A 24,889-nucleotide genomic window follows, 5' to 3' on the forward strand; every position below is an offset into this window, starting at 1 on the left:
CAAAGGACGGCGATAGCCGTTTCACCTTGGCGCGACCAATTTCCCTGAAAAAAATGATTGACTTCTTGGACAGGAAAATGGTTTTATTATATAGACCGATCGCTATAATCGAGGAGTGAATGGATGTCGGAAAAAACAAATACACGGCAAATGATATTGGATACCGCTGCGCGTCTTTTTTTTACGAAAGGGTATCATGCGACGGGTTTAAGCCAAATTATTAAAGAAAGCGATTGTCCTAAAGGCTCTTTGTATTATTATTTTCCCAAGGGCAAGGAAGAGCTGGCTCTGGAGTGCATCCAATGCACGAAATTGTTTGTTACCGAGAAATGGAAAGCCAAGTTCGATGCCTACAATGACCCGGCTGAGGCCGTGCAGGCCTTTGTGATGGAACTAGGAACGGATGCGGAAAAATGCGATTTTCAAGGTTACATGCCATTTAGCTTCTGGATGGCTGTAGAGACATCTGCCATCAGCGAGAAGCTGAGAGAGGCAGGACAAGACGTATTTGCTTCTTGGCAAGCGGTCGTATCAGAGAGGCTGATCCAGGCCGGCATGGAGAAGACGAGAGCGGAGGACGTAGGTGTCGTTATCGTTTCACTGCTGGAAGGTGCTCTTATCCTTGCCATTACGAAACGCGATAAACAGCCGTTAGCTACTGCGTCAAAATGTATTCCGTATTTAATTAATAAATGTCCTTCTCTTTGAGAAGTCATTCATAAAAAAAGATAGAAAGATTATGGGAGAGTGGAAAGCTTGCAAGCATCAATGGCAGAACCGCAACAAAATACGGGGCAAAAATATAAAGTAATCCCCATTATGATTTCGTTATTGTTAGCTGGATTTATAGGCATGTTCAGCGAAACGGCGCTTAACGTAGCGCTTAGTGATTTAATAAGCATATTTAATATCAGTGCTGCAACCGTGCAATGGCTCACGACGGGTTACCTTCTCACATTAGGAATATTGGTTCCCGTATCCGGTTTGTTGCTGCAATGGTTTTCGACTAGGCAGCTATTCATAGCTGCGCTTAGCTTTTCTGTTTTAGGCACTCTGGTTGCGGCGCTAGCGCCTAGCTTTGAAGTGTTATTGACTGCGCGTGTCATTCAGGCTGCAGGTACGGCATTGCTGCTTCCGCTCATGTTCAATACGATCCTCATCATTTTCCCAGCGGAAAAAAGAGGAGCAGCCATGGGCGTCATCGGGCTCGTTATAATGGTCGCGCCTGCCGTTGGGCCTACGATTGCGGGGTTATTGATCGAGAATTTAAGCTGGCACTGGATTTTCTGGTTGTCGCTGCCGTTCCTCGTGATCGCTTTGCTGTTTGGCATGCTTTACATGCAAAACGTATCCACGATTACAAAACCGAAAATTGATATTTTCTCACTTGTCTTTTCTACACTCGGCTTTGGCGGAATCGTCTTTGCATTCAGCAGCGCTGGCGAAGGAGAAGGCGGTTGGGGCAGTACGAAGGTTATTGCTTCGATGATTGTGGGTATAGTGGCGCTGGTTATCTTTGCCATTCGTCAGCTAACGATGAAGCAGCCGATGATGAACCTGCGTGCATTCAAGCATCCGATGTTCGTCGTAGGTACGCTAATGGTCTTCATTTGTATGATGGTCATCTTGTCATCCATGCTCGTATTGCCGATGTATTTGATTAGAGGGCTTGGCCTTAGCGCTTTGACAGCAGGGCTTGTTATGCTGCCAGGCGGCCTTATCAACGGTATTATGTCTCCCATTATGGGAAGCCTCTTCGATAAATTTGGACCGAAATGGCTCGTTATTCCTGGACTTGTCATTGTTGCTGCCGTGCTTTGGTTCTTCTCGGGCATCACGACAGCATCGACGCTCACGCTTATTATCGTGCTTCATTCCTGCTTGATGGTCGGTATTTCCATGGTATGGATGCCTTCCCAAACCAATGGCCTCAATCAGCTGCCACGTGAGCTGTATCCGGATGGAACCGCGATTATGAACACGCTCCAGCAAGTGGCGGGTGCCATCGGTACAGCGGTAGCGGTAAGCGTCATGACTGCCGGCATTAACGGCTTTATGAAGGATGCTGCCGATCCAACAGATCCAGCCAACGCACCACTCGCTTTGACAGCAGGCATTCAAAACGCCTTTATCTTTGCGACGGTGGTTGCGGTCATCGGCTTGATTGTCGCTTTCTTCATCAAGCGGGTTCATGTGGGCAAGCAGCATTAACAGAATAGAGTAAAGAGACAGTACCTATACACAGGTGCTGTCTCTTTTTTTTGGAAGGATTGACGTTGAGAAATATTATCATCTACAATAATGAGAATACTGCGATAGAGAAGCAAGGCTGCATAAAAAAGGCGGGTCAGGGAATGAAAAGAATATTGCTCATTGAAGATGAAAGAAATTTAGCACGATTTATTGAGCTGGAGCTGCGGCATGAATCGTTTGATATTGTTGTTGCATCCGATGGGAATAGTGGATTGGAGCTTGCGCTGCGCGAAGATTGGGATGCTATTTTGCTTGATCTGATGCTGCCAGGCTTAGATGGCCTGGAGGTTTGCCGCCGGATTCGCACTTTGAAATCTACACCTATTCTCATGTTGACGGCTAGAGATAGTATTTCGGACCGCGTCTCAGGTCTGGATAGCGGAGCAGATGACTATATCCCGAAGCCATTCGCGATTGAAGAGCTTTTAGCGCGGCTTCGTGTCGTCTTCAGAAGACAAGAGAAGCAGGCGGAAGAGCAGCGGTCCATGCTAGTGTTCGGCGAGCTTAGCGTTGATCTGGATGCCAGAATCGTGAGCAAAGGAAATCAAATGATCGGGCTGACGAAGCGGGAGTATGAGCTGCTGCTCGCTTTTATGCACAATCCGAACCGCGTGCTCTCACGGGAAACGCTGCTGGATAAGGTGTGGGGTTTCGACGCTGCGGTCGATACGAATGTTGTGGACGTTTATGTAAGATACTTACGCAATAAAATAGATTCGCCGGAGAAGGAAAGCTGTATTCAAACGCAGCGCGGCGTAGGATATGTGATGAGAAAATGAACAGGCTGCGACAATGGTTTTCTCGTTTTCCGATTAAGTGGAAGCTGACCTTATGGTCAGCTTTGCTGCTGTTTCTGCTGTTTGTTGCGTATAATGCCGTTCAATATGTTTTTGTTGAGAAATGGATGGTTAAGCAAACGGAAATGAATACGAAAGAGGATATGCGCGAGATTTTGAATTACTTATTGGAGAAGGAGTTTACGTTCGAAGAGTCAGAGATGGCCTCGATTCGCAGCTTCCTCGAAAAGGTAAATGAACGCAATCAGTTGATTCGGCTGTTAGACGAGAACGGGGATCAGATACTCGTTGTTTCAGAAAATATACCCGATCAATGGATGGATGTATATCCACGTACTAAGCTCGCCGGAAAAGGCACCTGGTTTCTAGATTCTAATTTGCTGCTCATGAGGAGCCCACTTACCATATTTTCTTTCAATGGCACGGTGGAAATTGTGAAAAATAATGAGGATTTCGAAAAGCTCAGCACGGCTTTTTTTCGTATCATGATCATTTGCTGTTTTGGAGCTGTCATTATTAGCGGCATCGGCGGAGGTCTGCTTGCGCGCCAGTTGCTTAAGCCGCTTCAAACGATGAACCAAGCGATGGTCGGTGTGAAGAACAAAGGCGTGAAGGAACGTGTAAGGCTGAATGAAAACAAAAACGATGAGATTGCTGCTTTAATGAAGCTGTTTAACGAAATGATGGATCAGCTCGAGCGCTCCTTCGGCCAGCAGAAGCAATTTGTCGAGGATGCCTCTCATGAACTCAGAACCCCAGTCGCGATTATGGAGGGCCATTTGCAGCTGCTGCAGCGGTGGGGCAAGGATGATCCAGCTATACTAGAAGAATCGTTGAACGCTTCCGTGGAAGAGCTGGCTCGCTTAAAGGGGCTTGTACAGGAGCTACTTTCCCTTTCCCGCGCGGAGAAGGAACTCCCTGCAAAGGATGAGCAATGGATGCATTCAGCTAAAACAATAGAGAAGCTCATTGGAAACATAACCTTGCTGCATCCTGATTTTCACGTGGAAGCGGAGCTTGGACCAATCTCACAAGCGGTGCTTTTTGTGTCGGAGCAGCATTTGGAGCAAATCATGCTCATTTTACTTGATAATGCGATTCGTTATTCAGGTGCGAGCAGGACGATCGAGGTGTCCGGCGCTCTTCATGAGGATGAAGTGCTCCTTTCCGTGAAAGACTTTGGTATAGGCATCTCGGAAACAGACCTCTCCTTCGTGATGAATCGCTTCTACCGGGCAGACAAGTCTAGGAGCGGCGCGAGCGGCGGTCATGGGCTTGGATTAGCGATCGCCACGCGGCTTGTTCAGCGTTATGACGGCCGATTGATCATGAAGAGCAGGGAGGGAGAAGGCACGACGGTTACTGTTTTTCTCAAAGTGAACGGCTAACGCCGTCCTTTGGCGGCGCGGCGTGTTTCATTCCGAGAAATATAGAGAATGTATAGCCTAAGGATATACATTCCTATATTTTAAAAAAGTTGCCCGAAATTAAATTTCGGACAACTTTTTTTGTTTTCACAGCATTTTCTCATTTTAGTCCGTTACAATAAGAACTGTTGAGTTGATGGTAATGATATTCATTATCAAATATAAATAAGCGAATGAGAGGTACCACCAAGATGAAAAAGAAAAACCTAGCAGGAATCATCATGATAACGATGCTCACACTGCTCGTATTAGCAGGCTGCGGAGCGAATAATACAGGAAATAACAAGTCAGCAGCTTCGTCTCCGTCACCTGAGGCAAGTGAGAAGGCTGCTAATTCGGAAGGTAATAAGAATGAAGCTGTTAAGGATAATGGCAAGGACCAGATCGTAAATGTATTTACAGCAAGACACTATGATGTAGATAGCCAGCTGTTTGATGCTTTTACAAAGGAAACGGGCATTAAAGTGAATGAAATCAAAGGTACAGCCGAAGAGCTGGTCGAACGATTGAAGCGTGAAGGCGAGAGTTCTGAAGCGGATTTGTTCATTACCGTTGATGGCGGGGTATTGAATTATGCGAAGCAAAATGATGTGCTTCAGCCAATTCAATCGGCTTCGGTTGATGCCAATGTGCCGGCGGAGTGGCGGGATAACGATAACAATTGGGTAGGGATTGCAACGCGAGCTCGCGTTATCGTCTACGCCAAGGACCGCGTGAAACCAGATCAGCTGTCCACATATGAGGATTTGGCAAGTGATAAGTGGAAAGGGAAAGTATTAGCGCGCTCTTCCTCCAGCTTGTATAATCAATCGCTGCTGGCTTCCTTCATCGAACTGAACGGGGAAGAGGCTGCTGAGACTTGGGCGAAAGGGATTGTCACAAATTTTGCTCGTAATCCAGAAGGCGGAGACCGCGATCAAGCGAAAGCAATTGTAGCTGGAATAGGCGACGTCGCCATTATGAATACTTATTATGTTGGGCAAATGCTTCATTCCAAGGATGCTGAAGAGGTTAAAGTGGCCGAGCAAATTGGCGTATTTTTCCCGAATCAAGACACCACAGGTACACATCTGAACATCAGCGGCGTTGGGCTTACCAAACATGCGAAAAACAAGGATAACGCGATTAAGCTGATCGAATATATGACAGGCAAGGACGGTCAAACGCTGCTGACGCAAGGAAGCTTCGAGTTTCCAGTCAATGCAGAGGCTGACAAGCCAGAGCTGCTGAAAGGCTGGGGAGATTTCAAAACTCAGCAGCTCAACTTCTCCAAGCTGGGCGATCATAATAAAAAAGCAGTTGAGCTTCTAGCGAAGGTAGGCTGGAAATAAAAATGTTCGTCTCTACCTTGCTGCGAAACTTGAAAAGAAGGCTAAACGGCTGGGTAATCTTGAGCGTGATAGGGGCCGTAATGGCCCTTGTCCCGTCTCTTTATATTTTATTTGGCTTATTCCGCAGACCGAATGAAAACTGGCAGCAAATTAAGGACTACATGCTGTTTGATTCGATTATGCAGTCCATGTGGCTGGTGCTTGGCACCGTTTTCTTCTCCGTTATCATCGGGGTGTCGCTTGCGTGGCTTATGGCTGCCCATGACTTTCCGCTGCGCGGATTTTTTCATTTTGCCTTCCTGCTTCCACTTGCGATCCCGCCTTACATTGGGGCCTATACTTACGGCTCAATGCTTAGCTATACGGGGAGCATACAAGCATTTATGCGTAATTCACTTGGCGTAACACCTAATCAGGCTTATTTTGATATTTTGTCCATGAAGGGCGCCATCTTTATATTTACTCTTTTTTTGTTTCCTTATATTTATTTGATAACCAAAACATTTCTGGAGAAGCAAAGCGCTGCGTTTATCGAAAATGCTAGGCTGCTTGGGAAAGGGAAGCTTCATGTTTTTTTTCGAATCGTATTGCCCTTGTCTCAAGCGGCAATCGTTGGCGGAGCAAGCCTGGTCGCTTTTGAGGTTTTGAACGATTTTGGCGTTACGAAGCATTATGGCATACCTTCGTTTACGGCGACTATTTTCAAAACCTGGTTCGGCATGTATGACGTGGATTCAGCCATTCGGCTCGCGGCATTGCTAATGAGCGTCATAATTGGCTTGTTCATCGTAGAGCGGCTGCTGCGCAGACGCAGAAGGTTTCATTCGCCCACAAGTCGGACGAGTCCGCTCAGAAGAAGGCGCTTAAACAAGCTGGGGACCGCGGCAGCGGTTGCTTCCTGTACCGTTATTTTTGCACTTTCTTTTGCGATCCCAGTTGTTCAGCTGATTGTATGGGCGACATGGACCTATGCGGATGTGTTCAATGGGAAGTTTGTTCAACTGATACGCAATACGCTGGTGGTTTCCCTCGTTTCGATTGGACTGCTCATGCTTCTTGCCGTTATTGTTGCTAACGTAAGCCGCTCCTACAAGCATTCGACCTTTGCGATTGCGATTACTAAGCTTATTTCGATGGGTTACTCTATACCGGGAGCTGTGTTGTCGATTGGCGTGCTGGCGGTGTTCATATCCATTGATCATCAGCTCGGCGGATTCTACGGCTGGTTAGGCTGGGGTTCAGGCAAACTAGTGCTAAGCATGTCGCTGGTTATGCTCGTATTTGCTTACGTGATCCGTTTTTTGGCGGTGGGCTTTAACGCCGTCGAATCGGGCTTCGATAAAATAGGCAATCGTTATTCGGAAGCTTCACGAACACTTGGTATGAGCATGACCAAAACGTTCTTCAAGGTGGATTTTCCTATGATTAAAGGCTCGATCCTCGCAGGTTTCCTGTTAACGTTCATGGAAATGGTCAAGGAGCTTCCGCTTACGCTGCTGCTGCGCCCTTTTAATTTTGAGACACTGGCAACCAAAGCATACCAATACGCTAGCGATGAGCAGATCCATCAGGCATCGGTTCCTTCGCTATTCATTATTGCAGTTGGTACACTATCCGTCTTTTTCTATCATTGGTTGGGAGAGAAGAAATCAACATGACATTTTTTGAGCTGACAGACGTCTCTTTCGGATATGCGAAGCGGAATGCTTCCGTTCTGAAGCAATTCTCCATGAGTGTGGAAAAAGGGGAAGTGGTTGGGCTGCTTGGGCAAAGCGGCTGTGGCAAAAGCACCCTGCTGCGAATCATTGCCGGACTTGAACTGCCAGATTCGGGACGAATCACCATTAACGGCAGAACGTTGGTCGACCAGCAGCATTTTATCGAGCCCGAGCAGCGTGGTGTGGGCATGGTATTTCAGGATTATGCTTTATTTCCTCATTTGACCGTTGGCCAAAATATATTATTCGGGCTGCATCAGCTATCGAAAAAGAATAGGTTGCTTCGTCTGGAGGAAATGTTGGAGTTCATTCAACTGCAGCATCTCGTGAAGCGGTATCCACATGAGCTTAGCGGAGGGCAGCAGCAGCGGGTTGCTTTTGCAAGGGCGCTAGCTCCATCGCCAGAATTGTTATTAATGGATGAGCCATTCAGCAGCCTGGATGCTCATTTGAAACAAGACATTCGAGAAGAGCTGAAGCAATTGCTGCGTGCGGCTAATATGACCTGTCTGCTCGTTACACATGATCAAGAAGACGCAGCTGTCATCTGTGACCGTATCGTGCAGATGACAAGCCAGGCATAAAAGAAAAAGGACATTAGCCATTAGGCTAGTGTCCTTTTTGAAATTACAGGAGAGTATATCATTTCGCTATCCCTTCTCTACATTTCTCGGAATGAAACGCGCTGCGCCGCCAAAGGACGCCGTCAGGCGTTTCTTCTTAAGCAATTGGCTAAATGGTTGGTCAAATTACATGCCAATTGGACGGTTTCGATGTGGCTAAAACACGATATGCTAGTGTTATATCCATAGCTCAGGAATACCGGTTGATAGCATAAAGGAGACGGCGACGATGAAACAACGAAATGCAAGGGTAGCAGTCGTTCAGGCAGCCCCCATCCTGTTTGACAAACAATCGGCCTTTCAGAAAATAGCCAGCTGTGCCAAAGAAGCGCAAGCGAAGGGAGCTCATTTGCTGCTTTTTCCCGAGGTTTTTATTTCAGGCTATCCGAGAGGACTCTCCTTCGGTGCCAGAGTCGGCAGTCGAACAGCAGAAGGGCGTGAGGACTGGGCTAGATATTGTGATAGCGCGATTACGATTCCCGGCACGGATACGGATCTGCTTGGAGAAATCGCAAGAGAAGCAGGCTTGTATTTAATCGTCGGCGTCGTGGAACGGGATCAAGAATTTAGCCACTCTACACTCTATAACAGCATTGTATATTTCGGACCAGACGGTCAACTGCTCGGTAAGCACCGCAAACTGATGCCAACCGGATCGGAACGGTTATTATGGGGGCAGGGTGACGGAAGCTCACTTACCGTCATCGATACCCCTTTCGGGCGAATTGGCGGATTAATCTGCTGGGAAAATTATATGCCTCTTGCGAGAACGGCAATGTATGCCAAAGGAATCGATATTTTGGTTACGCCGACAGCAGACGCGCGTGATACATGGCAAGCAACGCTGAAGCATATTGCCTGTGAAGGAAGGTGTTATGTTCTCTCAAGCAATCAATATGTAACGAAGGCCATGTATCCACGTGATTTGAATGGTTATGATGAACTAGAACAGGATGTGGACCCCCTTTGCCGTGGCGGAAGCGCTATTGTAGGACCTTTGGGTGATTATGTTGCAGAGCCGGTATATGGGGAAGAAACGATTTTGTATGCGGATTTAGATATGTCGCTTGTAACCGCCAGCCGATTCGATTTTGATGTCGTCGGTCATTATAATCGTCCGGATATTTTCCAGCTTCATGTCAACGAAGCCAGCCAGCGCATTGTTACTTTTAGCTAGTTAAAACGGACTTAAGATGCTATACAAATAGGCTAGCCTTCATTCGTTTTTTGGGAGGTTCCTGCAGCGTTGAATCACGTTTATCTTTGCATAACATTTAGGAGGGATTCAGATGGAAGTGCCAGTTGGCGTATGGGTGGCTTCGGCCATTATTGTTGTTATTTTAGCGTGGATTACTTTCTGGATAACGAATAAAGCTTATTCGCGCAGATGGGAAGACAAAGATACCGAGGATCAGGGCAAGCATTATTAGTCCATAAGATACTTGGTAAGAGCACAATAGTAGGAAACTCCACTCATGATCTAATTAATGCTACAATAGTAGAAAAACATGAGGGGACGAGAACGGGAGTGCACAACAAGCTGCGCCCCGGATAAAAGATGGATGTAACGGAGCCTCTAGAAACGAAGCCATGTGCCGTATGCAAGGAAATAAAGCCGATCACGCAATTTTTGCGAAGAACCGGCAAGCGCTCCAGCATGGGATCACGCCGCGGGGCGTGCCGAGCCTGCCGCAAGGCTAAGACGGCAGCAGTAATGCCGGCAGATGCCCAGCTTCAGGATCAAAAGGCGATGAGACGAAGAGCACAGGCCAATAAACCGCGGTTATCCCCACCCATGCCTTCTATACCGCTTCCGAATGATCCTGCCGCTTTGAAGACGACTCGCCAAGGAACCATATGGATGAGAGGCAAGACGGATAAAGGCAGGCGCTGGTATCAAGAAATAGAGCTTGAGCTTGCTGTCACACTGGTGAAGGAGCATGCTGCGGTTATCGTTAACCGACATACGATTCGCCGGTTGTTTAGCAATAAGGATTTTCGGCGCTATATTTTGGAGCGCGACAACCATATCTGTTACTTTTGCGGAGAGTTTGGCGATACGATCGACCACATGCTGCCACGTGCAAAGGGTGGCCATACGACGCCTGTCAATTGTGTCTGTGCATGCAACGCTTGCAATCAATCCAAGGCTGATCAGGATTTGCAAGTTTTTATGAAATATGAAGAAGATAGACCGTAATGTAGTTTCATGTTATGGGCTAGCTTCTTTTTTTATTAAGCTTATAAATAAAAGTAAGTGATGATCCAACCTTTCGTATTGGAGCTCATTAATATTCGTTCGTGTAGGAACCTTCATCTCCACAGCAATTGTGGAGATAAAGGTTCTTTACACTAACACTTTACTGCTAAAAAGGATTAATGTATTATCGTGATAAAGGAATTCAACTACATACGATGAGGGTGATTTTGATGCAAACGAATCAACACGAGGTACAGCCGCGCAAAGCACTGGAGCAAATGAAGCCCTATTCTCCTGGGAAGCCGATATGGGAAGTTCAGAGAGAGCTAGGTCTGGATCGGGTAATCAAGCTAGCGTCCAATGAGAACCCGTTGGGGCCTTCCCCAAAAGCGCTCGAAGCTATTCAGGCGGTATTAACCGATCTTCACCGTTATCCAGACGCTCAAACGATCGATTTGAAGCACGCGATTGCGGGCCATTATGACCTTAGCACCGAACAAGTCATCGTAACGAATGGCGGAGACGAGCTAATAACGCTAGTATCGGAAGCTTTTTTGGATGCCGGTGATGAAATTATCGTCCCAGGACCGACTTTTAGCGAATATGAATTCGGTGCGCAGCTCATGGGGGCGAAAGCCATAACCGTTCCGTTAACCGAGGATTTTGCTTTTGATACGCAGGCGATCCTGACCGCCGTAACAGAACGTACAAAACTCGTTTATATTTGTTCTCCGAACAATCCTACCGGCACCATTTTAACTTATTCTGAGCTGAAGCAGCTGCTGGATGCCTTGCCTAAACGCATACTTGTTGTGCTGGATGCGGCATATAGTCATTTCGTGTCTGTTGAGCCCTATTCTGATGGTATATCGTTTGTTCGAGAAGGTTATCCGCTGCTGGTGTTAAAAACCTTTTCCAAAATATATGGCCTTGCGGGTATACGCGTAGGTTTCGGGGCTGCTCCGCAGCCTATCATTCAGAGCATTCTGCAGGTCAAGGAGCCGTTTAATGTGAACACGCTGGCTCAGGCTGCAGCGGTGGCGGCTATTGCTGATGAAGGGCATGTCATACGCTCGCGCGAGCTAGTGGTTCGTGAACGGGAACGGCTATATGCGGGATTTCGCCAGTTAGGCGTTGAATACACAGAGAGCATGAGTAATTTTGTACTTGTCAGGCTGGGGCTAAAAGCAGAGGATGTATATGGTCAGTTAATGACACGAGGGATTATTGTGCGATATGGGAAGATATGGGGGCTGCCGGAACATATTCGCATTTCAATCGGTACACCGGAGGAGAATGACAGCCTGTTATCGGTTTTAAGCGATGTCTTGGTTAAACTCAACGTATAATGGAATAAGGAAAAAGAAAAGCAGCCTCCAGCATCGTGATTAAACGTGGCTCTGAAGGAACCCATTAGTTGTTAACAACAGTGGATTCAAGAAGGCCGAAGTTCAATCCGTACTCTTTGGCTGCTTTTTTCGTTGCTTGTTTCTTAGCCCGTAAATTCCTGCACCCATGTGCTTTTAAAATAGGCGATCCCGACTTTAGTAAAGCTGCTGCTCATAATATTAGCTCGATGGCCCGCGCTATTCATCCAATCGTTCATGACCTTTTTAGGGGTGGGTTGACCCTTAGCGATATTTTCTCCTGCTGCGTTATAGTTGATTTGAAATTTTTTCATCATATCAAATGGTGAGCCATAGGTGGGAGAGTTATGGTCAAAATAACGGTTATTATACAGATCCTGTGCTTTCACCAATGCCATTTTGGATAAAGCGTCATCCATAACAAGAAGGCTTAAGCCTGTCTTAGCCCGTTCTGCATTAACCATTTCCAGCACATCCTGATCATAATGGATGGAGGTCTGGGCTTGATCTGCCGGGTATTCAGCTGAAGCAAGGTCATCTGATGTCCATTTGGATTTGAGTTGGCCGTTCTGCTTCATGGATAGCGTTGAGCTTTTGGATGGAGCAGCAGTAATGGACGAGGCTTGAGTCACATTAGCGGCAGATGACGGCTTGGTACCTTTGTTTGAATGTGTGGAGCATCCGGCAACTAATAGTAGGACAAGCAGGAGGAACAGTTTTTTCATGTTTGACACACCTTTATCGTTTAATGGGGGATTGTGAATAAGCTTATTTTTCCCTTCAAAAAGTGATGTAATCCTTCAGCAAAAGAAAATTTCGATTTTTTGAAAGATGACTTGCTTATTATAAAAGCCTATGGTATATTATCAATACAAACAACAAATTTAACCTTAAATTCACTTATTGAAAAGGTTGTCATTTGTATGATGATATCTTTTTCAATGTGTGATTTTTAGTTTTTCTGGAAAAAACATGTTAATAACTTATTGGAGGTAATCAATTATGGAACAAGGTACAGTAAAATGGTTTAACGCAGAGAAAGGCTTTGGCTTTATTGAAGTAGAAGGCGGAAATGACGTATTCGTACATTTCTCCGCTATTCAAGGCGAAGGCTTCAAATCGCTTGACGAAGGTCAACGCGTTGAGTTCAACGTAACTCAAGGCAACCGTGGACCACAAGCAGAAAACGTTGTAAAACTGTAGTATTCAAACAAAGAGCTCTTAACCTTCTGGTTAAGAGCTTTTTTTTGTCTAGATAAGCCAACAAAAAAAGCCGATCTCCGCATATTGACACGGAGATCGGCTTTTTAGCTTATGATTAACGCAAATTGGTAATGTTTACTTCAGGGTTAACGTCTGCTTCGTAATCAATGCCATCAGTCTCGAAGCCGAACAGTTGGAAAAACTCGCGGCGGTAGCCTTCCAGATCGGAAAGACCATAAACGTTCTCTGTTGAGAGCTTGGCCCAAACGTCAGCTACCTCAGCTTGAATTTCAGGTCTCATTTCCCAATCATCTACACGGATCAGGCCTCTATCATCAACAAGCGTTTCGCTTTTGCCGTATAGGCGTTCGGAGAACAGGCGATACATTTGCTCAATACAGCCCTCATGGATGCCTTTTTCCTTCATAACTTTATATAGTGCAGATATATAAAGCGGCACAACCGGGATAGCGGAGCTTGATTGTGTAACAAGCGCCTTGTTGACGGATACGAAGGCTCGTCCACCATTAGCGCCAAGCTGCGCATTAAGGCGGTGCGCTGTCGCTTCAAGATCGTTTTTGGCAGCGCCAATTGTTCCTTCGCGGTAAACGGCATGCGTAATCTCAGGTCCAATATATGAGTAAGCAACGGTTGTCGCGCCATCTGAAAGTGCGCCTGATTGCTGAAGCTCGTCAATCCACATTTGCCAGTCCTCACCGCCCATGACTGCAATCGTCTGGCGAAGCTCGTCTTCAGTAGCTGGCTCGATGGTCGCCTGAGAAACCTCGCCACTGTGGAAGTTAACGGTCTTGTTCGTATAAGTGCCGCCTAGTGGCTTGATTACGGATGAAAAAGTTTCGCCAGTCTTTGGATGAGTACGGCGAGGGGACGCAACGCTGTACACGACAAGGTCGATTTGCCCAAGCTCTGTGCGAATGAGATCAATCGTCTTTGCTTTGATTTCGTCAGAGAAAGCGTCTCCAACGATGCTGTAGGATTTGCGTCCGGCAGCCGCAGCGGCCTCTTCGAATGCTGCAGAGTTGTACCAGCCAGCCGAAGCCGTGCGAGCGCCTTCAGCGGCTTTGTCGAAATAAACGCCAACCGTATTGGCGCCTGCAGCGAAAGATGAGACGATACGGGAAGCCAGGCCATAGCCTGTCGAGGCACCGATAACAAGCACATTGCGAGGGCCTTCGATGGATGGCTTAGCATTAACATAATCAATTTGGCGCTGTACTTGCTGTGCACAGCCTTCAGGATGAGCAGTCGTACAAATGAATCCGCGTGTTTTCGGTTGAATAATCATATTAGAATATTCCTCTCTCTTATGGAATTGGTTAGTAAGGGTTATGTAGCGTTAGAACTCTATCTTATTTTACCGACTTTTTCTTCAGAAGGGAAGTTCCCTGAAAGGACAAATCAGAATTATTCCGGTATCATTCAAAAAAACAAATAAGCGCCGGAAAGGCATTGCTGCTTTCCCTGCGCTTATCTTGTGAAAATTAATAACGGCCCGCGAGCTGCTGCTCAGCCATTTGAACGAGCCGGCGTGTAATTAATCCACCGATGGAGCCCATATCGCGAGTAGTCATATTGCCGTAATAGCCATCTTGTGGAAGTTGAATGCCAAGCTCTTGGGCAACTTCAAATTTAAGCTGTTCAAGTGCTGCGCGTGCTTGCGGGACAAGAAGTTGGTTTGTTCGGTTTGCCATCTTTTCTCAGCCTCCTTCTAAACCTATTATGCGGAATAGAAACAGAGATTATTCGTTAATTTCACCTAAATTTACCGCCGATTTCTGGTATGCGTCCATGTTAAAATGGATACACGGGAGGGGAGGCGTTATGTTTATGAAACCTATGCTCATGACGGAGCTGGATAAGCCTTTTGATGACCCGAATTATATTTTTGAACCGATGATTGAGGGGCAGCGTTTGCAATTATCCTTTCTGGGGAGCAAAGCGAAATTATATTCCCGGCATTTCAATGATTTGACGCGCCAATATCCAGAATTACATAATGTTCCGCTAAGAGAACCTGCTGATGTCGTTTTGGACGGCGAAGTGGCTTATGTAAATCCGCTGACGGGAATCGTTGATTTCGAAAGGCTGCAGGAGCGTTATAGACTTAATAAAGAGCCTCGCATCCGTGATGCAAAACGAATGTATCCGGTCAAATTTTTTGTATTCGATATTCTTTTTTATAATGGCATAGACCTGAGAGCAACACCGCTGCATGAGCGAAAAAAGCTGCTCAACCAGGTATTGGAGGATAACGCATTCTATACGAAGATGTTATTTGTAGACACAGTGGGTATCGTTCTATTTGATCTCGTTCAACGCTTCGGGCTTGAAGGCATCGCTTGTAAACGAAAGGATAGCCTTTATGAGGAAGGACGGACAAGCAGCTGGATTAAGATAAGAAATCATGATGATCATCAACCCGCTTTTCGTCATGCTCCTGCAGAGGACGCTGTTCTACCTAGAGTGGCAATTAGTTAGGAGTTTCATAAAACGGGGATTGAATAGTTACGGCATGCAAACGATTCAACGTTTGTGTGCCGTATTTTTTTTTGAGCAAGAAAAACTTAAGCTGTTCAAAGACTTTAAAAGTTGTCATACTAGGGATGCAAATGTTGTTATCTTGTCATGGTGAGGTGCAATATGAACTTTTTGTTCGATCCTGTCAAGTTCGACGGTCAGACGTTTTTATGGTCGCATAGGGCCAGAGCGGATATGGCCTATCCGGGTTATTATCACTGGCATCAATGCATGGAGCTCTTATATATTCATGAAGGCGAAGGCAGCATTATCGTTAATCAGCATTCCTATGAGATGAAGCGAGGGATGCTCTTTCTATTTCAGCCCTTTCAATTGCACAAGGTGTTTGCAAATGTGAGCCCAGACAAGCCTTATACGCGGTCAATGGCTTACTTAGATCCGGCTGTCGCAGCAGAGGGCTTGAACTCGTTTCCGCTGCGCCACAGCTTGTTTATGAAGGTATGGCAGGGGAAATCGGTTGGTCCAGCATTTCAACTGGAGGAGGTAGCCAAAGAACTAGAGGACTGCTTCATGTTGTACGATAACCTTTACAACCAAGGAAGGGGACAGGCACAAGAAGAGGTAGTGATGTTGATTTTGCAGTTGATGGGGCTAATTAATCACGCGCAGAGCAGATCGGGAAAGCAGCTGGATGTGGGAGCCGAGGGAAGGGCCCTACGATATTCAGAGCAGATTATGCAATGGATTGAGGAGCATTTTGCGGAGGAAGTCAGTTTGGATCATTTGGCCGACTTCATGCATTTATCTAAATTTTACGTTTCCCGTGTCTTCCACGAGGAGACTGGCAGCAATATTACAGATTATTTGACAGCTAGAAGAATCAAGCAAGCGAGCAGGCTGCTGCAGTCTACATCGCATTCAATAGAGCAGGTGGGTATATTGGTGGGGTATCCAAATGTTTCATATTTCATCCATATGTTTAAGAAAGTAGTAGGCGTTACACCACTACGGTACAGACAGCGGCATCTCGGAAGCTTAAAGTAGATGCTGCCAATAATAAAGGAAAAGCCGCCTTCGCGAGAGGCGAAAGCAGCTTCATTTTAAGCTTTAAAGCAAAGAGTTGACTTAGGATACGACGCGTTTTGCCGTTACATAGCTCTTGGTCCAGTAGCTGGTATTTAAATTGGAGACCGTTACGCCTTGGCTAGTGGAGCTGTGAATGATTTTATTATTTCCTGCATAGATAGCCACATGGCTGATGGTCTTGCCATTTGTCTTGAAAAATACAAGATCGCCCATGCTCAAAGAACCTTTCGCTACCGTCTCGCCTACCTTCGCTTGAGCAGACGAAGTGCGTGGAAGGCTTACATCAAGCCCTTTAAATAAAAACTGGGTGAAAGAAGAGCAGTCAAATGCGTATGTAACGCCAGCTGGTGCACCGAATTTATATGGAGTACCAATATATTCTTTTCCCGATTCTATAAGATTGATGGTTTCAGGTGTTGCTGCGTGTGCTTTTGGTGCAAATGCTCCGAATGTGATTGCCGACATGACGATCGCGCTGCAAATGCCTGCTTTGGCAATCGATTTCATTATGTGTAGTTTTCTCATGCTGTCAGGATGTCCCTCCGCGTTTCGTATTATGTGTTTGACTATAACACATGCGAAAAGCGGCTTTTTTCGCTTATTAGAGCGAAAAGATGGCCGCTAAAGGGATTATGAGCAATTATGAGAAAAAAATGAAAAATTATTAATAATTATCCGCTTGAAATATGCCTTAAGGCATATTCGCGCCTCTAGCGCTTACCAGAAGGGTATACCATTGTTCCCTTGTCATTAGATCTGCTTGTCTTGCCGCGTCTTTGCAGGCAATAATACGCTCCGGATTTACCGTGCCGATGACTGGCTGAATGCGTGCAGGATGCTTCATCAGCCACCCCAGCACAATGGCCTCAGTAGTGGTTTCATTTTCCTCGGCTAGCTGCTTAACGAGAGCGGCGGTTTGTATTTCAGCTTCAGTGGCATTCTCAGACAAACGTCCGGAGAACCGGCCCTGAGCAAGTGGTCCCCATGCTTGAATTTGGATATTTTCCATTTGCATAAATTCCATGAGTCCTTCGGCAAAATTGTCTTTTAAGCCTGCTTTTTGATTGACATGAATGCCTTGATCCACCCAGTCATGACGCAGCAGGCTGAGTTCCAGTTGGTTAACGACAATCGGATCAGGAAGCGCCCGCTGCAGAAAACGAATTTGTCCGGGACTCATATTGGATACGCCGAAGTTGCGAACTTTACCGGACAGCTTGAGCTTGGTAAATGCTTCGGCTATTTCATCTGGCTCCATAAGCGGGTCAGGGCGATGCAGCAGAAGTACATCCAGATATTCCGTGCCAAGACGTTCAAGAATCCCATCTACCGATGGCAAGATGTGCTCCTTAGAGAAGTTGAATCGTCCAGGCAGTACGCCGTCGGAGAGCTCAATGCCAACCTTGGATTGAATGACAATTTGCTCACGAAGCTTAGGCTGGCGCTTAAGGACTTGTCCAAAAATAAATTCAGCCTTGCCTCTAGTGTAGATGTCTGCATGATCGTACATAGTTATGCCAATCGACAAAGCCGCTTCAACGGCTGCCTCAGCTTGCGTGATATGATCCGGCGTAATAGGATCTGCAAGATCCCAGCTTCCTCCAAACCCCATACACCCAAGTGCAAGTCGGCTATTGGAAATTCCTCTACGCTCAAGCGGCATTAATTTCATTGTTCATCAACCTCCGTATAATGGGATACCAGCTTTGACAGGTCCTATTATACCTTGCTGATATTATTCATAGAAGGACTGAAAAAAAGTTCACTAACTAACCTTAACAAGCATACCCGTATTCCATTGCAGCTTTTCTAAAAAATATTTGCAAGCGCTTCATGAGAATACTGCCATAGGAGTCATAAATAAGGTAGAATAGAACATTGATAGATCTGTTAAATTAGCATCTAGACGTCCAAGGGAGGAATAGAGTTTGGCTTTCATTACATGTAATTTTCATTCAGAAGTGCTAGGCCTCAGTACGTCGATGACCGTTATTTTGCCTCAACAGACAACCACGCAGATCGGAATGAACAACCGCAGCAGCCAGAAGCTTCACAAAACGCTATATTTGCTGCACGGCTTATCCGATGATGATACGATCTGGTCGAGAAGAACCTCGATCGAACGTTATGTAGCTGAGCTTGGAATCGCCGTAGTCATGCCTAATGTGCATCAAAGCTTTTATACCGATATGGAGTATGGCAATAAATATTGGACCTTCTTGTCGGAAGAACTTCCGGCTGTAGCCAGATCCTTCTTCCCTTTATCAGACGCTAGGGAAGACAATTATGTTGCAGGCTTGTCGATGGGAGGATATGGAGCATTTAAATTGGCGCTTCGTCATCCCGACCGTTTTGCTGCTGCTGGCAGCTTATCGGGAGCGCTCGACATGGCCAGTCATATTCAGGATCCTGCATTTCCTCACATGGTGCCGTATTTCAATCTGATTTACGGAGGCAAGGATATCACCGGCACTGACGAGGATCTGCTGCACCTGCTTTCCGCGAATTCGCCATCTATGGCGGAGAAACCCGCACTGTACCAATGCTGCGGCACAGAGGATTTTTTGTATAAGGACAATCTCGCTTTCAGGGACAAGTGCAAAGCCGTAGATTATCCGCTGACGTATGTAGAAGGACCAGGCAACCACGAATGGGGTTATTGGGACACGCATATCCAGCATTTCCTTGCTTGGCTGCCAGTGTCATTCCGCTAAAATCGGATGTTAAGAAAAGACTGTCTCTGTCGTAGTTTTAACTACAAGGGGCGGTTTTTTTCTGTTTTTCGCATAAAAAGATTCTCTCATAACAAGGTGACCATATGGGAATGGATGGAGCCATTCACTTTGCAGGTGTGGAGAGGTGAAATATGATTTGGCTCTACATTTCACAACCAGTTGTTGGATAAAGTGGATTGACACTTGAAATTTGAAGAAGTAACATGGGGCACATAAGGTGGAGGGGGTTCTCCTAAATAAAGAAAGGTGAAGAGGTGCTAATGGGGGATGCGTAAATATATTCCATTTTCCTACAAAATGATGCTGCCCTATCTGCTGTTAGTCATGATAACAGATGTGGTCATCGGTTTTTTCTCTTATCAGACCGCACTGCAATCCAGAACAGAGCTCGTTCAAACGAACGTGAAATGGACGATGCAGCAGATCAGTGATAACATCCAATACAAAATGTTAGATATGCAAGCGGTTTCAGACTCGCTGTTTGGCAGCACTTCCTTCCAGAAGTACCTGCAGATAACCGGGGACAGTCTGGAAGTATATGAGATGACCTCTCGTAATCTGCTCCCTACGTTGGAGACATCTCTAGGTATGTCCGTCCAAAAAATAAGGCTTATCTTGTATCCTGCCAATAAAAAAATCAACGAAGTATACGGGAAGCTGGACACTGCGATTACGAGCCAAAGCTATCATATCCTTTCTTTTTCGCGGCTAGAACAGCAGGTTGATTTTCGCGAGTTCGTCCAGTCGGGTAAGGACAATAAGTGGATTCAGATGGACACGGACAAAAGCTTGAACAATATTTCGCTGCTGCGAAAGCTCATATCGTTTAATGATTACCAGACTGAGATTGGTTATTTGCGTATGAGCATTCCATTAAAGGACATTTTTCTATCCTTTGCTGCTTTGGATCTGAACGAAGGCAGTGTCATTCGGATTATCAATCAAAGAGATGGAGCTACTCTTATTCAGAACGCAGAGGCCAGCGGTTCTTCGGATGAATATCTCAAGGTGAAGATTGACATACCAGCCTCCGATTTTAGGCTCGAAACGATGGTTCCTATGAAGATATTGAAAGAGGATGCGGGTAAGATTCGTAATATTACGATGCTTGTATGCGGCATCAGCTTTGTTATTATCGCCTTGATCGCCGTCATCATTGCTCGCTATTCAGGCCGCAAGATGCTTCGGATCGTTACGCATGTACGCTCCTTTCAGAATGGGAATTTTGAGATGAGAATCCCCTTCAAAGGCAATGATGAATTCAGCCTTCTCTCCGTTGCTTTCAACCGGATGGCGCATCATATTGACGAGCTGATTCGTGAAGTTTATTTGCAAGGCATGCAGAAGAAGGAGAAGGAGCTTGAAGCGCTTCAGGCTCAAATCAACCCTCATTTTTTGTACAACACTTTATCCTCAATTAACAGCTTGGCCAATATTGGCGAGATCGAGAAGCTGAGTGCGATGGTATCGCAAATGTCAAAATTTTATCGGTTAACGCTAAACGATGGGAAGATGATTATTTCACTAAATAACGAAATCAATCAGGTGAAAGCCTACCTCGAAATTCAGATGATCAAATATGCCAACCGCTTTTCAGTAAGCTATTCGATTGAGCCTGAGCTTGCTGATTGTCCGATTATTAAGCTGATCCTGCAGCCTTTTGTGGAGAATGTGTTCCAGCATGCATGGTTCGATGAGCATATTCATATCGGCATTACTGGCAGGAGAGAGGGCGGAAGCATTATTTTGCAAATAAACGATAACGGCATCGGCATGCCACCCGAAAAGCTTCAGGTACTGCTCCAGCCAAGGGAGGAACCGGGAGGTTATGGCATTCGGAATGTCAATGAACGGATTAAGCTGCAATACGGTGACGACTATGGTGTCTACATCGATAGTAAAATCGGCATCGGCACTTCCGTGCGCTTGACGCTGCCTTATCTTAAATCTCAGCCAAACGAAGGAGGAGCAAGCAATGAATTACCATATCCTGCTGGTGGATGACGAGTCCATCGACTTGGAGTGGCTGAAGCGCCGCGTGATGAACAGCGTAGCAGGCAGAGGCACAGTAACAGCAGTGAACAGCGCTTTCGCAGCACTTAAGCGGCTGCAGGATTCATCGATTGATATCTTGCTTTCGGATATCCGCATGCCGGTTATGTCCGGGCTGGAGCTGGCCGCAAAGGCAAGAGAGCTGCAGCCGAAGCTCAAAATCGTGTTCGTGAGCGGACATGAGGATTTTGGGTATGCCAAGCAAGCGATGCAAGTCAGCGCCACAGCATATTTGCTTAAGCCGATTGAGGATCATGAGCTAAGTACGACCTTGCATAGCTTGATGGCTGCGATTGATACAGAGAGGCAAGCTGCCCAATCTGACCAACAGTGGAAAGAGGCGCTGCCGCTTATCGAGAAGGAGCTTGTGTTGAGCTGGCTGGAGGGCATAGCTTCGCCGCAGGTTAGGCATGTGCCTGAAAATGCCCTTCGGCATCTTGCCTTGCAGCGTGATCCTGCCGTTGCGCTTATCGAGATCGATGATTGGGAGTGGAAGCGGGATCAGCTGTCAGAAAACGAAAAAAATCGGGTCCCGATAGATATCTTCAAAGCGATTGAAAATTATGCCAAGGAGCATAACTACGGCTACTGCATTCGGGACAAGCAGCGCAGGGCGCTCATTATTTCTACTTGCGGCAAGGAAGGGTTTACCCAGCTGTCTGAGAGACTGGTTCGATTCATTAGCGATCGCTTTCCCTTAACCATCACGATCGGAATCGGAAACAGCGTGGCGGAAGCTTCTGAGCTTGGGAGCTCTTACCAGCAAGCGGTCCAGGCGGTTAAGGATAAGCTGTTTCTTGGGAAAAATCGCGTGATCACCTATTCCGCAGGGAAGGAGCGAGGTGGAGCTGCCGTCATCGACATGGATGCGATCAGCGAGGCTATCTTTCAAGACATGCTGCAGTACCAGCTTGTTTCCCTTAGCGAGCGGCTGGAGAGCTTGTTCATGCAGCTCGAGAAGCTTGAGGAGAAAGCGACAATTATTCATATAGCCGTCCAGTTTATTTCCCGGCTGCACATGCATTGCCAGCAGCTGAACGAGGACCTGTATGTCCTGCTGAACTGGGAGTATATTCACTTGAATGTGATGTTCCATTTCGAAACGATTTATGATTTGAAATCCTGGCTAAGAAGAAGGCTGTTTGAGCTCTCAGAGCTGCTGTACAGCAAGAAACAAAAACAAGGGAGAACTATTATTGAGCAAATCAACCAGTATATTGGCAGTCAGCTGGATCAAAAAATTACGTTAAAGCAGGTTGCAGCCAAATTCGAATTTTCGCCCAACTATCTTGGCCAAATGTTTAAGGACGAGACCGGGGAGCATTTCAGCGACCACTTGATCAAGCTGCGGATTAACCGGGCTTGTGAGCTGCTGCTGCAGCCCCAATATAAAGTGTATGAAATCGCGGATCAGCTTAGCTACAAGAATATTTTGTATTTTAACCGGCAGTTTAAGCAAATAACGGGCATGACTCCGGGAGAATATCGGAAGACGAATAAGGTATAAGTGATGAAAAATAGTGGCATCTTGAGGGGCAGGAGCTAATCCTGCCCTTTTTTGATATGTTTTTTGGACTCATCGTTGAATTCGTATTATATATCGTTGTTTCGCTCCATAGTGAAAACGCTGACATCCCTGTATGGTTAGTATAGAAACTTTAAAGCAAAGGTTGTGAGCAGCATGAAGCAGGCAGGCGCGGTGAAGGGGAAGCAAACAGAATCAGCACTCCATCGGTTTGCGGCGCAATGGGAAGTCCAGTCGATGATCTGGCCGGGCATCTTATTTATCCTTGTATTCAGCTATGTCCCGATGTGGGGGATTATATTGGCATTTAAGGAATACGACATTTTTGAAGGCGTGTTGAAAAGCCCGTGGGTAGGGTGGAAGCAGTTTCGCCTGTTTTTTGAATCGCCGGATTTAGTTATGGTCATTAGAAATACAATTGTGATTGCTTTACTAAAGCTCTTTATTATTTTCCCAGCACCTATTGTGCTTGCCTTGATGCTTAACGAAGTGAAGCATATGGCGTTTAAACGAATCGTTCAAACGCTTACGTATTTGCCGCATTTCATTTCGTGGATCATTGTTTCGGGTCTTGTATTCTCGATCTTGTCCGTGGACAGCGGAAGCTTGAATCTGCTGCTTCAGAAGCTAGGCATCATCAAACATGGTGTGAACTGGCTGTCCTTTCCCGAGTACTTCTATGGTATTTTAATTACATCGGGGTTATGGAAGGAAATAGGATTCAGCTCTATTATTTACCTAGCAGCTATCGTTGGCGTAAATCCGCATTTGTATGAGGCTGCTTCGATTGACGGTGCCGGCCGAATAAGAAAAATATTTTCGGTCACCTTGCCAACGATTGCACCCGTCATCACGATCTTCCTCATCCTCAATATCGGAAATTTGCTGAGCGCGGGTTTTGAGGATATTCTCGCTATGACGAACAATGGGAATAACGCGATTTTGCGAAATGTTTCGCAGGTTATCGATACGTATGTATATACGATAGGGTTGAATCAACAGCGTTACTCCTACGCCATTGCCGTTGGACTCTTCAAAGCGGTGATCAATATTATGCTGCTTTGGGGCGCTAACAAGCTGGCGAGAAAAGTAGGGGGGTCCTCATTGTGGTAGTTCATGCAAATAGGATTGGAGGCGGCAGAACATATGAAAACTAGCGGATCTGACCGCATCATGAACACGGTTATCTACGGAGCGCTCGCGCTTCTCTCATTCTTCTCGTTATACCCCTTTTGGAATGCTTTCATCATTTCATTGAACGAAGGGACGAATACTTCTTTGGGAGGCTTAACGTTCTGGCCAAGGCAATTAACCTTTGATAATTATGAGGTCATTCTCAATGACAACCGTTTTTTTAAAGCAACCTTTGTTTCTGTCATCCGGACGGTTGCTGGAACGGCCTCTGCTATTTTTCTAACGGCTTTGTTTGCCTACGGGCTGTCGAAGAAAGGGGTTATCGGCCATAAATGGTATATGCTGCTGGCGATTTTTACGATGTATTTCCAAGGCGGCCTGATCCCAACGTATTTATGGTTTCGCGAGCTTGGACTCTTCAACAATATATGGGTACTGTTCGTGCCATGGATGATTTCGGTATGGAATATGATTGTGTTTCGCACCTTCTTCAAAGGTATACCAGAGGGGCTGGAAGAATCGGCTAAAATAGACGGATGTTCGAATTACGGCTTGTTCTTCCGGATTATCGTCCCTTTATCGGGCCCTGTTGTCGCCACATTGTCGCTGTTCCAAGCGGTTTTCTTCTGGAATGAGTGGTTCCACTCCGGTATCTACATTAACGATGCCGCCTTGCTGCCCGTTCAGAACTATTTGGTCAATATGATCAATTCGAATTCGGCTCAAGAAATGATTTCACAGCTTGGGAATGTGCCAGGAGGCGCAGGCGATGTCGTATCACGATCGATTACGCCAAAATCATTGCAAATGACTGCGCTCATTGTCGTCAGCTTGCCGATTATTATGGTATACCCGTTCGTTCAGAAGTTTTTTGTTAAAGGTGTATTAATTGGCTCAATGAAAGAGTAGCTTTGCATTTTCGGGCTTAACAAGCCCTTG

Annotated in this window: 24 protein-coding genes; 19 read left to right on the plus strand and 5 right to left on the minus strand. The window is 46.1% G+C overall.

What is annotated here, in order from left to right:
- The first annotated feature begins 123 nt into the window (after positions 1–123).
- The 11 genes from E0496_RS27365 to hisC all read left to right on the plus strand — a co-directional run bounded on the left by E0496_RS27365 (position 124) and on the right by hisC (position 11,698).
- Positions 124–708, plus strand: coding sequence for a TetR/AcrR family transcriptional regulator (locus E0496_RS27365; RefSeq protein WP_141505015.1), 585 nt, complete (start codon positions 124–126; stop codon positions 706–708).
- Between the two features lie 60 nt (positions 709–768).
- Positions 769–2,211, plus strand: coding sequence for a DHA2 family efflux MFS transporter permease subunit (locus E0496_RS27370; RefSeq protein ID WP_141505065.1), 1,443 nt, complete (start codon positions 769–771; stop codon positions 2,209–2,211).
- Positions 2,212–2,354: 143 nt separating this feature from the next.
- Positions 2,355–3,032, plus strand: coding sequence for a response regulator transcription factor (locus E0496_RS27375; RefSeq protein ID WP_141505016.1), 678 nt, complete (start codon positions 2,355–2,357; stop codon positions 3,030–3,032).
- Positions 3,029–4,438 carry a HAMP domain-containing sensor histidine kinase gene (locus tag E0496_RS27380; RefSeq protein ID WP_141505017.1) on the plus strand — a complete coding sequence of 470 codons (1,410 nt, stop codon included), beginning with the start codon at positions 3,029–3,031 and terminating at the stop codon, positions 4,436–4,438. The genes E0496_RS27375 and E0496_RS27380 overlap by 4 nt, the downstream gene beginning before the upstream one ends.
- Before the next feature lie 230 nt (positions 4,439–4,668).
- A complete protein-coding gene (locus tag E0496_RS27385) occupies positions 4,669–5,808 on the plus strand; it encodes a Fe(3+) ABC transporter substrate-binding protein (protein ID WP_141505018.1) in 1,140 nt (379 codons plus the stop codon).
- Between the two features lie 2 nt (positions 5,809–5,810).
- Positions 5,811–7,466 (plus strand): ABC transporter permease, encoded by a 1,656-nt coding sequence (locus tag E0496_RS27390; RefSeq protein WP_141505019.1) that lies wholly within the window; start codon positions 5,811–5,813, stop codon positions 7,464–7,466.
- Positions 7,463–8,110 (plus strand): ABC transporter ATP-binding protein, encoded by a 648-nt coding sequence (locus tag E0496_RS27395; protein WP_141505020.1) that lies wholly within the window; start codon positions 7,463–7,465, stop codon positions 8,108–8,110. The genes E0496_RS27390 and E0496_RS27395 overlap by 4 nt, the downstream gene beginning before the upstream one ends.
- Before the next feature lie 268 nt (positions 8,111–8,378).
- On the plus strand, positions 8,379–9,326 hold the full coding sequence (locus tag E0496_RS27400) for a carbon-nitrogen hydrolase family protein (protein ID WP_141505021.1): 948 nt from the start codon (positions 8,379–8,381) through the stop codon (positions 9,324–9,326).
- Between the two features lie 112 nt (positions 9,327–9,438).
- A complete protein-coding gene (locus E0496_RS35930) occupies positions 9,439–9,579 on the plus strand; it encodes a hypothetical protein (protein ID WP_175598125.1) in 141 nt (46 codons plus the stop codon).
- A 128-nt stretch (positions 9,580–9,707) separates the two neighbouring features.
- Positions 9,708–10,349: an HNH endonuclease gene (locus E0496_RS27405; protein WP_141505022.1), complete on the plus strand. Its 642-nt coding sequence runs from the start codon at positions 9,708–9,710 to the stop codon at positions 10,347–10,349.
- A gap of 230 nt (positions 10,350–10,579) precedes the next feature.
- Complete coding sequence (hisC, locus tag E0496_RS27410) at positions 10,580–11,698, plus strand: histidinol-phosphate transaminase (RefSeq protein ID WP_141505023.1); 1,119 nt, start codon at positions 10,580–10,582, stop codon at positions 11,696–11,698.
- Between the two features lie 143 nt (positions 11,699–11,841).
- Here the strand turns inward: hisC and E0496_RS27415 are convergent, their stop codons facing one another.
- Complete coding sequence (locus E0496_RS27415; protein WP_141505024.1) at positions 11,842–12,441, minus strand: CAP domain-containing protein; 600 nt, start codon at positions 12,439–12,441, stop codon at positions 11,842–11,844.
- A 277-nt stretch (positions 12,442–12,718) separates the two neighbouring features.
- Here E0496_RS27415 and E0496_RS27420 point away from each other — a divergent pair, with 277 nt between their 5' ends.
- Positions 12,719–12,919: a cold-shock protein gene (locus tag E0496_RS27420; RefSeq protein ID WP_053377054.1), complete on the plus strand. Its 201-nt coding sequence runs from the start codon at positions 12,719–12,721 to the stop codon at positions 12,917–12,919.
- A 115-nt stretch (positions 12,920–13,034) separates the two neighbouring features.
- Here E0496_RS27420 and fabV read toward each other — a convergent pair whose 3' ends face one another.
- Both fabV and E0496_RS27430 read right to left on the minus strand, forming a co-directional pair.
- Positions 13,035–14,225 carry an enoyl-ACP reductase FabV gene (gene fabV / locus E0496_RS27425; RefSeq protein ID WP_141505025.1) on the minus strand — a complete coding sequence of 397 codons (1,191 nt, stop codon included), beginning with the start codon at positions 14,223–14,225 and terminating at the stop codon, positions 13,035–13,037.
- A gap of 196 nt (positions 14,226–14,421) precedes the next feature.
- Entirely contained in the window at positions 14,422–14,631 is a 210-nt protein-coding gene (locus tag E0496_RS27430; protein WP_141505026.1) for an alpha/beta-type small acid-soluble spore protein, read from the minus strand.
- Positions 14,632–14,761: 130 nt separating this feature from the next.
- Here E0496_RS27430 and E0496_RS27435 point away from each other — a divergent pair, with 130 nt between their 5' ends.
- Complete coding sequence (locus E0496_RS27435; protein ID WP_161601599.1) at positions 14,762–15,418, plus strand: ATP-dependent DNA ligase; 657 nt, start codon at positions 14,762–14,764, stop codon at positions 15,416–15,418.
- Between the two features lie 162 nt (positions 15,419–15,580).
- Entirely contained in the window at positions 15,581–16,462 is an 882-nt protein-coding gene (locus E0496_RS27440; RefSeq protein WP_161601600.1) for a helix-turn-helix domain-containing protein, read from the plus strand.
- 81 nt (positions 16,463–16,543) lie between these two features.
- Here the strand turns inward: E0496_RS27440 and E0496_RS27445 are convergent, their stop codons facing one another.
- Complete coding sequence (locus E0496_RS27445) at positions 16,544–17,029, minus strand: C40 family peptidase (RefSeq protein WP_141505029.1); 486 nt, start codon at positions 17,027–17,029, stop codon at positions 16,544–16,546.
- A gap of 166 nt (positions 17,030–17,195) precedes the next feature.
- Positions 17,196–18,176, minus strand: coding sequence for an aldo/keto reductase (locus tag E0496_RS27450; protein WP_141505030.1), 981 nt, complete (start codon positions 18,174–18,176; stop codon positions 17,196–17,198).
- A 256-nt stretch (positions 18,177–18,432) separates the two neighbouring features.
- Here E0496_RS27450 and E0496_RS27455 point away from each other — a divergent pair, with 256 nt between their 5' ends.
- The 5 genes from E0496_RS27455 to E0496_RS27475 all read left to right on the plus strand — a co-directional run bounded on the left by E0496_RS27455 (position 18,433) and on the right by E0496_RS27475 (position 24,859).
- The gene (locus E0496_RS27455; protein WP_141505031.1) at positions 18,433–19,218 is read left to right on the plus strand and encodes an alpha/beta hydrolase; all 786 of its coding nucleotides are present in this window, start codon (positions 18,433–18,435) and stop codon (positions 19,216–19,218) included.
- A 288-nt stretch (positions 19,219–19,506) separates the two neighbouring features.
- Positions 19,507–21,243 carry a sensor histidine kinase gene (locus tag E0496_RS27460; protein WP_141505032.1) on the plus strand — a complete coding sequence of 579 codons (1,737 nt, stop codon included), beginning with the start codon at positions 19,507–19,509 and terminating at the stop codon, positions 21,241–21,243.
- Positions 21,215–22,798, plus strand: coding sequence for a response regulator (locus E0496_RS27465; RefSeq protein WP_141505033.1), 1,584 nt, complete (start codon positions 21,215–21,217; stop codon positions 22,796–22,798). The genes E0496_RS27460 and E0496_RS27465 overlap by 29 nt, the downstream gene beginning before the upstream one ends.
- 174 nt (positions 22,799–22,972) lie before the next feature.
- Positions 22,973–23,929, plus strand: a complete 957-nt coding sequence (locus E0496_RS27470; RefSeq protein ID WP_141505034.1) for an ABC transporter permease — start codon at positions 22,973–22,975, stop codon at positions 23,927–23,929.
- Positions 23,930–23,962: 33 nt separating this feature from the next.
- Entirely contained in the window at positions 23,963–24,859 is an 897-nt protein-coding gene (locus E0496_RS27475) for a carbohydrate ABC transporter permease (RefSeq protein ID WP_141505035.1), read from the plus strand.
- Positions 24,860–24,889 lie beyond the last annotated feature (30 nt).

It is taken from the genome of Paenibacillus luteus, from assembly GCF_006542765.1.
Classification (GTDB): domain Bacteria; phylum Bacillota; class Bacilli; order Paenibacillales; family Paenibacillaceae; genus Pristimantibacillus; species Pristimantibacillus luteus.

Bases quoted from the DNA above. Each gene is read 5' to 3' on its own strand.
- E0496_RS27365 (WP_141505015.1), top strand. From the start codon at position 124: ATGTCGGAAAAAACAAATACACGGCAAATGATATTGGATACCGCTGCG.
- E0496_RS27370 (WP_141505065.1), top strand. From the start codon at position 769: ATGGCAGAACCGCAACAAAATACGGGGCAAAAATATAAAGTAATCCCC.
- E0496_RS27375 (WP_141505016.1), top strand. From the start codon at position 2,355: ATGAAAAGAATATTGCTCATTGAAGATGAAAGAAATTTAGCACGATTT.
- E0496_RS27380 (WP_141505017.1), top strand. From the start codon at position 3,029: ATGAACAGGCTGCGACAATGGTTTTCTCGTTTTCCGATTAAGTGGAAG.
- E0496_RS27385 (WP_141505018.1), top strand. From the start codon at position 4,669: ATGAAAAAGAAAAACCTAGCAGGAATCATCATGATAACGATGCTCACA.
- E0496_RS27390 (WP_141505019.1), top strand. From the start codon at position 5,811: ATGTTCGTCTCTACCTTGCTGCGAAACTTGAAAAGAAGGCTAAACGGC.
- E0496_RS27395 (WP_141505020.1), top strand. From the start codon at position 7,463: ATGACATTTTTTGAGCTGACAGACGTCTCTTTCGGATATGCGAAGCGG.
- E0496_RS27400 (WP_141505021.1), top strand. From the start codon at position 8,379: ATGAAACAACGAAATGCAAGGGTAGCAGTCGTTCAGGCAGCCCCCATC.
- E0496_RS35930 (WP_175598125.1), top strand. From the start codon at position 9,439: ATGGAAGTGCCAGTTGGCGTATGGGTGGCTTCGGCCATTATTGTTGTT.
- E0496_RS27405 (WP_141505022.1), top strand. From the start codon at position 9,708: ATGGATGTAACGGAGCCTCTAGAAACGAAGCCATGTGCCGTATGCAAG.
- hisC (WP_141505023.1), top strand. From the start codon at position 10,580: ATGCAAACGAATCAACACGAGGTACAGCCGCGCAAAGCACTGGAGCAA.
- E0496_RS27415 (WP_141505024.1), bottom strand. From the start codon at position 12,441: ATGAAAAAACTGTTCCTCCTGCTTGTCCTACTATTAGTTGCCGGATGC.
- E0496_RS27420 (WP_053377054.1), top strand. From the start codon at position 12,719: ATGGAACAAGGTACAGTAAAATGGTTTAACGCAGAGAAAGGCTTTGGC.
- fabV (WP_141505025.1), bottom strand. From the start codon at position 14,225: ATGATTATTCAACCGAAAACACGCGGATTCATTTGTACGACTGCTCAT.
- E0496_RS27430 (WP_141505026.1), bottom strand. From the start codon at position 14,631: ATGGCAAACCGAACAAACCAACTTCTTGTCCCGCAAGCACGCGCAGCA.
- E0496_RS27435 (WP_161601599.1), top strand. From the start codon at position 14,762: ATGTTTATGAAACCTATGCTCATGACGGAGCTGGATAAGCCTTTTGAT.
- E0496_RS27440 (WP_161601600.1), top strand. From the start codon at position 15,581: ATGAACTTTTTGTTCGATCCTGTCAAGTTCGACGGTCAGACGTTTTTA.
- E0496_RS27445 (WP_141505029.1), bottom strand. From the start codon at position 17,029: ATGAGAAAACTACACATAATGAAATCGATTGCCAAAGCAGGCATTTGC.
- E0496_RS27450 (WP_141505030.1), bottom strand. From the start codon at position 18,176: ATGAAATTAATGCCGCTTGAGCGTAGAGGAATTTCCAATAGCCGACTT.
- E0496_RS27460 (WP_141505032.1), top strand. From the start codon at position 19,507: ATGCGTAAATATATTCCATTTTCCTACAAAATGATGCTGCCCTATCTG.
- E0496_RS27465 (WP_141505033.1), top strand. From the start codon at position 21,215: ATGAATTACCATATCCTGCTGGTGGATGACGAGTCCATCGACTTGGAG.
- E0496_RS27470 (WP_141505034.1), top strand. From the start codon at position 22,973: ATGAAGCAGGCAGGCGCGGTGAAGGGGAAGCAAACAGAATCAGCACTC.
- E0496_RS27475 (WP_141505035.1), top strand. From the start codon at position 23,963: ATGAAAACTAGCGGATCTGACCGCATCATGAACACGGTTATCTACGGA.